Below are 6,925 nucleotides of genomic sequence, written 5' to 3'. Positions count from 1 at the left end.
GTCGCCGCGGGCGGCCAGGGCCACCGCGCCCGGGACGTTTCCCTTGTGGACCGGGCGTCGAGCAGGCCCTGCAGTCCGGTCGTCGACAGTGGACCGGCGGCGGGCCGAGAAGTCATCGGTCCGCCGCCGAGCTCAGTGGTCCAGGAAGGGGTGGGGGTCCCGGCCGGCGGTGAGCAGGAACTGGTCGCGCCACGACACGTGTCCGGGCGGGTAGGGCATCGGCTCGCGGAAGACCCCGACCGAGCGCCACTGCTCCGCGACGGGCGCCGTGCCGTCGTACATCCCCTTGGCCAGGTCCTCCGGCAGCGGGCAGGCCCGCGAGCCCAGCGCCATCGCGATCTCGTGGGCGAGGAAGCACCGGGCGATGTCGATCTGCCAGAAGTAGTCGCGGGCGGCGAACTCCCCGAAGCTGGTGTGCACCACGGCGTCGCCGTCGGTGACCTGGCTCGCGGCGGCGCACGCGGCGTCGGAGATGCGGGTGACGGCGGCGTGGGGGTCGTCGCCGAGGAGGTCGCCGTCGAACTTGTCGCGGCCGACCTCGTCCATCGTGCGCCCGGCCAGCATGTCCGGCACCCACGCGTTGTCGTACGCGTACTGGTTGACGAGCGGCCGCAGCGGGCTGGGCTTGTCGGCACCGGGCATGTCGAACAGGGGCGGGATCACGAGGCGCCAGTGCTCGGAACGGATCCGGCCGATCACCTCGACGAGCATCTGCTCGGCTTTCACGAACAGCTCTGCCTCGTGAATCATGCGCAGATCACACCAGAGATCAGGCCTTCTGGTGGTCGAAATCTGAGACGACCTCGGCGAAGCGACGGGCGCGGGTCCCGTCGCGATCGTGGGTCTGCCTGGCGGGCCGCCGGAGCCTGCGCGGGGTGAGCCCGAGAACGGCTATCTCGCGACCCTGCGCGCCGACCTGACCGTGGCCGCCTCCCGGCCGCGGCTGCGGACCGCGCTCGTCACCGCGGCCGTCGTGGGCGGGCTCGACGCCGTCGAGGCGCTGACCCCGACCCCCGCGAGTCGGGGCCCTGAGGCCGGCGAGTCGGGGTCTCGATGTGCGCGAGTCGGGGTCTCCGTGCGTCCGTGTCGCGGGTTCGTTGCGACACGAACACGCACGCAGGGCCCGGCTCGCGCGCACGCAGGCCCCGACTCGCGGAGACGCAGGCCCCGACTCGCGGACACGCAGGGCCCGACTCGCGCGCACGTGGGGCCCGACTCGCGCGGGAGGGGGCGGTCAGCTGATCAGGAGGCGGGGGGTCCAGCGGCGGGTGGGGGTGGTCGCCTCGCGGACCAGGCGGCGGGCCTCCTGGATGTTCGGCGGCGCCGGGATGTCGGGGAGCATGCGCGTGGTCGTGCGCAGAGCCCGCAGCGTGGCCGTGGCGCCCAGGTCCGTGGGGGGGACGCCCGGCAGGCCGTAGAGCCGGCGGGCCCAGCGGGGCAGGGTCGTCAGGGACAGCGTCGCGATCAGTGGCACGGCGACCTGGACCTGCGTCGGGGCCTCGCTGCGCGGCGCGAACAGGTTGCCGACGGCCTTGCGGGCCTCGTCGGTCATCGCGAGCTCCGGTCGCACGCTCTCGATGTACTCCCGCATCTCCGCCCGCGACGACGGGGCGTCGTCCAGCCCGATCACCCGCGCCGCCCGCACGCTCTCCCGCAGGTACCGCTCGACGCCGTCGTCGTCGAGCAGGCCCGAGCGCCGGGCGATCTGCGCGTAGGAGTCGATCTCCGTGGCGTGCACCCACAGCAGGTGCGACGGGTGGTCGAGACGGAAGGTGTCGCCCGTGTCGGGGTCGAACCCGGTCAACGACGCGTGCAGCCGCCGCACCCGTCCGGCGACGCGCTCGACGTCGGCGGTGGCCCCGAACGTCCGAACCCCCACGTACTCGACCGTGCGCTGGAACCGCGACCACGCCTTCTTCGGGTCGAACAGCGCCGAGTTCTGGTACGTGCCGCGCATGACCCGCGGGTGCAGCGACTGCAGCAGCAGCGCCCGGAACCCGCCCACCCACATGACAGGTTCGAGGTGGACCCGCCACGTCACCGAGTCGGGTCCGAACAGGCCGTGGTCCTGGGTCATACGTCCAGTGTGCGCCGGGGCAGGAGAACCAGCGCGACGAGCGAGACCACGCAGCAGCCGAGGATGTAGACGCTGATCCACGTGCTCGATCCGGTGCCGGCGAGGATCGCGGCCGCGATCAGCGGCGCCGGCCCGCCCGCGATCACCGACGCGAGCTGGTAGCCGATGCCCGCACCGCTGTAGCGGATGTTGGCGCCGAAGCTCTCCGCGATGAGCGCGGCCTGGGGGCCGTACTGCATGTCGTGGAACATCAGCGACAGCACGATCGCGAGCAGCACCAGCCCGGGCACGGCCGTGTTGAGCAGCCCGAAGTACGGGAACGCGAACACGGCGACGCACCCGATGCCGATGGCGTACATCGTCCGCCGGCCGATGCGGTCCGAGAGGTGGCCGAACAACGGCACGCTGATGAGCCCGATCGCGGCGGCGATCAGGGTGTCGACGAGCAGCGAGTTCTGCGGGAGCTTCAGATGTTTCGTGCCGTAGGACAGCACGAACGTGATGAAGATGTAGAACGGCGCCTGCTCCGACATCCGCACGAACGCGGCGAGCAGGATCTCGCGCCACTGCGTGCGGAACGCCTCGACGATCGGCAGCTTCACGACGGCCTGCGTCTTCTTGACCTCGGCGAACTCCGGGCTCTCCAGCACCTTCAACCGGACGTAGAGGCCGACGCCGACGAGCACGATGCTGACGAGGAACGGGATGCGCCAGCCCCACTTCAGGAACGCGTCACCGGTGGCCGCCGACATGATCTGCACCAGCGCCGTGGACAGCAGCAGGCCGAGCGGCACGCCGAGCTGGGGCCAGCTCGCCATGAACCCGCGCCGCTTCGGCGACCCCCACTCCATCGCCAGCAGCACCGACCCGCCCCACTCCCCGCCGACGGCGACACCCTGCAGCAGCCGCAGCACCGTCAGCAGCAGCGGCGCGAGGTAGCCGATCGACTCGTAGGTGGGCAGCGCGCCGATCAGCGCCGTGCAGATCCCCATGATCAGCAGGGTGGTGACGAGCGTGGCCTTGCGGCCGATCCGGTCGCCGTAGTGGCCGAAGATCGCGGCCCCGATCGGGCGGGCGGCGAACCCGACGAACTGCGTCCCGAACGCCGCCAGCACGGCCACCGACGTGCTCTGCGCCGGGAAGAACAACGACGGGAAGATCAACGCCGCCGCGGTGCTGTAGAGGAAGAAGTCGTACCACTCGATCGTGGTGCCGACCGTGCTCGCGACCACGGCCCGTCGCCGTTGCGAGCGCATCTGGGCTGGCTGTGGTGGTGCCGTGGTGGCCATGGGGTACCTCGATCCGGTCGACGTGTCACGCAGGGTGCGACCGCGAGCGGGGGCTGTCAAACGGTGACCGGGATTACGGTGGAGGCGTGATCGAGGAGTTCGCGGTGCCCGGCGCCCGCCTGCACACCGAGACCCACGGCAGCGGTCCGCTGCTCCTGCTGATCCACGGCGGCAACGGCGACAGCGCCTCCTTCGACGGGATCGTGGGCCCGCTGGCCGAGCACGTCACGGTGCTCACCTACGTCCGGCGCGGGTTCGTGCGCAGCCCGCTCGACGTTCCTCCGGCCGGGGCCGGCCGCATCGCCGCCGACGTCGAGGACGCGGCCGCGCTGATCTGCGCGCACGGCGGCGAGGCGCTCGTGTTCGGCAGCAGCTCCGGGGCGATCGTCGCGCTGGACCTGGTCACGCGGCACCCCGACCTCGTCCGCGTCGTGGTGGTGCACGAACCGCCGATCCTGGAGCTGCTCGACGACCCCGGCGCCTGGGCCGCGCGGTTCGCCGGGATCCGCGCGAGGTACGAGGCCGAGGGGCTGATGCCCGCGCTCGCGGAGTTCGGGACGGCCGTCGGGCTCACCCGGCCCGCCGTGCCGGTCGGGGAGCCGTCACCCGGGCGCCTGGCCATGATGGGCCGCGTCCCGCAGAACATGGGGTTCTGGTTCGAGCACGAGTTCGAGTCCTACCCCGCCTACCGGCCCGACGTCGCGGCGCTCGGCGCGGTCGCGGACCGGATCGTGCCGGCCGTGGGCCGCACCTCCCGCGAGACCGACGCGATGCCCTGCCGGCCCAACGTCCGGCTGGCGCAGCGCCTCGGTCGCGAGATCGTCGAGTTCCCCGGTGGTCACATCGGCTACGACGAGCAGCCGGAGGAGTTCGCGGCCGAACTCCTCCGCCTGCTCAGAGCGGGTCGCTGAGGAACCGCGTCGCCGCCGCGGCGAGGAAGCCGGGATCGTCCACCCCGCACAGCTCGCGCGCCGAGTGCATCGACAGCACCGGGATGCCGACGTCGACGGTGCGGATGCCCAGCCGGGTGGCCGTGATCGGGCCGACCGTCGACCCGCACGGCACCGTGTTCTTCCCGACGAACACCTGCGTCGGCACGCCGGCGTCGCGGCAGGCGCGCTGCCACGCCGCGGCCCCGGGCGCGTCGGTGGCGTAGCGCTGGTTGGCGTTGACCTTCAGCGCCGGGCCGTGGTTGGGCAGCGTGCGGTGGTCGGGCTCGTGCAGCTCGAGGTAGTTGGGGTGGGCGGCGTGCGTGACGTCGACCGAGAGGCAGCGCGACTCCGCGAACACCGGCCGACGGGCGTCGAACCCGCCCGCCAGGCGCGTGAGCAGCTCCTCCAGCAGCGGGCCCGCCGCGCCGGTGGCCGAGTTGGAGCCGATTTCCTCGTGGTCGAACCCGACGAACACCGGGATGACCTCGCCGCTGTCGGCCGCCGCGATCAGCGCCCCGATGCCCGCGTGCACGGACGACAGGTTGTCCAGCCGCGGCGCCGCGAACAGGTCCGACTCCTCACCGAGGCGGGCCGGGGGCGTGAGGTCGTGGACCACGAGGTCGTGGGCGGCGATCTCGTCCGCGTCGACGCCGACCTCGCCGGACAGGAACTCCAGCAGGTCGCCCTCCGCCGGCGCGCCCAGGCCCCAGATCGGGAGGAGGTGCTGCTGCGCGTCGAGCTTGAGGCCCTGGTTGACGCCGCGGTCGAGGTGGATCGCCAGCTGCGGCACGCGCAGCAGCGGACGGTCGACGTTCACCAGCACCGTCGAGCCGTCGTAGAGCGCGAGGCGTCCGGCGAGGCCGAGGTCGCGGTCGAGCCAGGTGTTCCACAGCGTGCCGCCGTAGACCTCGACGCCGACCTGCCGCCAGCCACCGCGTCCGACGTCGGGGTTGGGCTTGACCTTCAGCGTCGGGGAGTCGGTGTGGGCGAGGAAGACCCGCAGCGGGGCCACCACGCCCTCGGGCGCCGACCACGCCAGCACCGTGCCGTCGCGCACCTGGTAGCGGCGCCCGGGCCCGGGGCCGCCGGTGAACCCGGCCGTCTCCAGACGGCGCACGGCCTCGGCCACCGCGTGGTACGGCGTGGGCGCGGCGACGACGAATTCGGCGAGATCCTGCACGAGATCACTCATCGGGTGCATCCTCTCGCACATGGTCGACGTGCTGATCGTGGGCGGTGGCTCCGCGGGCTGCACGCTCGCGGGCCGGCTCACCGACCGGCCGGGTCGCAGCGTGCTGCTCCTGGAGGCCGGGCCGCTCGACTCCCTCCCCGAGCTCCGGGACGCCACCTCGCTCGCCGCCACCGCCCCGCGGCACCCCCGGAACTGGGCCTACGCCGCGGAGCTGCGGCCCGGCAACTCCCACATCGTGCCGCGCGGCAAGGGGCTCGGCGGGTCGGGCGCGATCAACGGCGCCAACTGGACGCGCGTCACCCCCGCCGACGCCGACGGTTGGGGCGTGCCGGGCTGGTCCTACGCCGACCTGCTGCCGCACTACGTCCGCGCCGAGCACGACCACGACTTCGCCGGTCCGCACCACGGCGACCACGGCCCGGTCCCGGTCGTCCGCCCGGCCGGTGACCTGCGCCATCCCGCCGTCGACCGGTTCCTCGAGGCCGCGGCGAAGCTGGGTTTCCCCGACGAGGCGGACAAGAACGCCGGTGGTGCGCCCGGCGCGGGGCTCGTCCCGTCGAACTCGCTGAACGGGGTGCGGGTCGACGCCGCGTCGGCGTACCTGGTGGGCGAGCGGCCCGGTCTGACCGTCCGCGGGCTCGCCCCCGTCGCGCGCGTCCTGCTCGACCACGGCCGGGCCTGCGGGGTGGTGCTGCGCAGCGGCGAGATCATCGAGGCGGGTGAGGTGGTGCTGTGCGCGGGCGCGGTGGCCACGCCGCAGGTGCTGATGGCGTCCGGGATCGGGGACGGGGTGGGCCAGGGCTGGTCCGACCACCCGTCGGTCTACCTCCCGTTCGCCGACGTCGACCCCGGCGCGCACCCGCAGGCGCCCGGCAGCCAGGTGGCGCTCGACCTCGACTGCGGTGCCGATCCCGCCGGCGACGCGGAGGTGCTGCTGTTCGTCCGGCCCTTCGTGCCGGGGGGTGACCTGCACCTGATGTGCGCGCTGCAGGCCCCCGACAGCCGCGGCACCATCGAGCTCGGCGACCCCCGGCCCCGCATCGCCTACGGCTACCTGCGCACCGAGCACGACCGGCGCCGGCTGCGGCACGCCATCCGCACCGCCGCCGAGTTGCTGCGGGCGGGACTGGGCCGGCGCACCGCCCCCGAGGGTGACGTCCTGGGCAACGACCGTGCGCTCGACGGCTGGATCGCCGAGAACCTCACCACGTCCGTCCACATGTGCGGGAGCGCCGCGATCGGCCGGGTCGTCGACGCGGAGCTACGGGTGATCGGGGTGGACGGGTTGCGCGTCGCCGACACGTCCGTGATCCCGACGGTGCCGCGGCGCGGGCCGGCGGCCACGGCCGTCGCGATCGGGGAGAAGGCGGCGGAGCTGCTCACCGTCGAGGAACCGGCGTAGCGGGGCGAAGAGGTCGTCGCGGGCACGCAGCTC

At 73.4% G+C, this 6,925-nt stretch carries 6 protein-coding genes; 2 read left to right on the top strand and 4 right to left on the bottom strand.

The window, feature by feature from the left end; translation table 11 throughout:
* Positions 1-132 precede the first annotated feature (132 nt).
* The 3 genes from BGP03_RS23470 to BGP03_RS23460 form a co-directional block, all read right to left on the bottom strand.
* Positions 133-750: a hypothetical protein gene (locus BGP03_RS23470; protein ID WP_296375072.1), complete on the bottom strand. Its 618-nt coding sequence runs from the start codon at positions 748-750 to the stop codon at positions 133-135.
* Between the two features lie 484 nt (positions 751-1,234).
* Positions 1,235-2,077, bottom strand: a complete 843-nt coding sequence (locus BGP03_RS23465) for an oxygenase MpaB family protein (protein WP_298795948.1) — start codon at positions 2,075-2,077, stop codon at positions 1,235-1,237.
* Positions 2,074-3,333 carry an MFS transporter gene (locus BGP03_RS23460; protein WP_299737496.1) on the bottom strand — a complete coding sequence of 420 codons (1,260 nt, stop codon included), beginning with the start codon at positions 3,331-3,333 and terminating at the stop codon, positions 2,074-2,076. Before BGP03_RS23460 ends, BGP03_RS23465 begins: the two co-directional genes overlap by 4 nt.
* A gap of 119 nt (positions 3,334-3,452) precedes the next feature.
* Between BGP03_RS23460 and BGP03_RS23455 the strand changes: the two genes are divergently transcribed.
* On the top strand, positions 3,453-4,277 hold the full coding sequence (locus tag BGP03_RS23455; RefSeq protein WP_296375067.1) for an alpha/beta hydrolase: 825 nt from the start codon (positions 3,453-3,455) through the stop codon (positions 4,275-4,277).
* Here BGP03_RS23455 and BGP03_RS23450 read toward each other — a convergent pair.
* Positions 4,261-5,490, bottom strand: a complete 1,230-nt coding sequence (locus tag BGP03_RS23450; protein WP_298795951.1) for a M18 family aminopeptidase — start codon at positions 5,488-5,490, stop codon at positions 4,261-4,263. The two genes, BGP03_RS23455 and BGP03_RS23450, sit on opposite strands and share 17 nt — an antisense overlap.
* 19 nt (positions 5,491-5,509) lie before the next feature.
* On the opposite strand from BGP03_RS23450, the gene BGP03_RS23445 reads away from it, so the two are divergent.
* Entirely contained in the window at positions 5,510-6,892 is a 1,383-nt protein-coding gene (locus BGP03_RS23445) for a GMC family oxidoreductase N-terminal domain-containing protein (RefSeq protein ID WP_363094335.1), read from the top strand.
* Positions 6,893-6,925 lie beyond the last annotated feature (33 nt).

The sequence above is a fragment of the Pseudonocardia sp. 73-21 genome (assembly GCF_001899645.1).
GTDB lineage: Bacteria > Actinomycetota > Actinomycetes > Mycobacteriales > Pseudonocardiaceae > Pseudonocardia.
The sequence above is the reverse complement of the archived record's forward strand: the minus strand, read 5'-3'. Positions and strand labels throughout refer to the sequence as shown.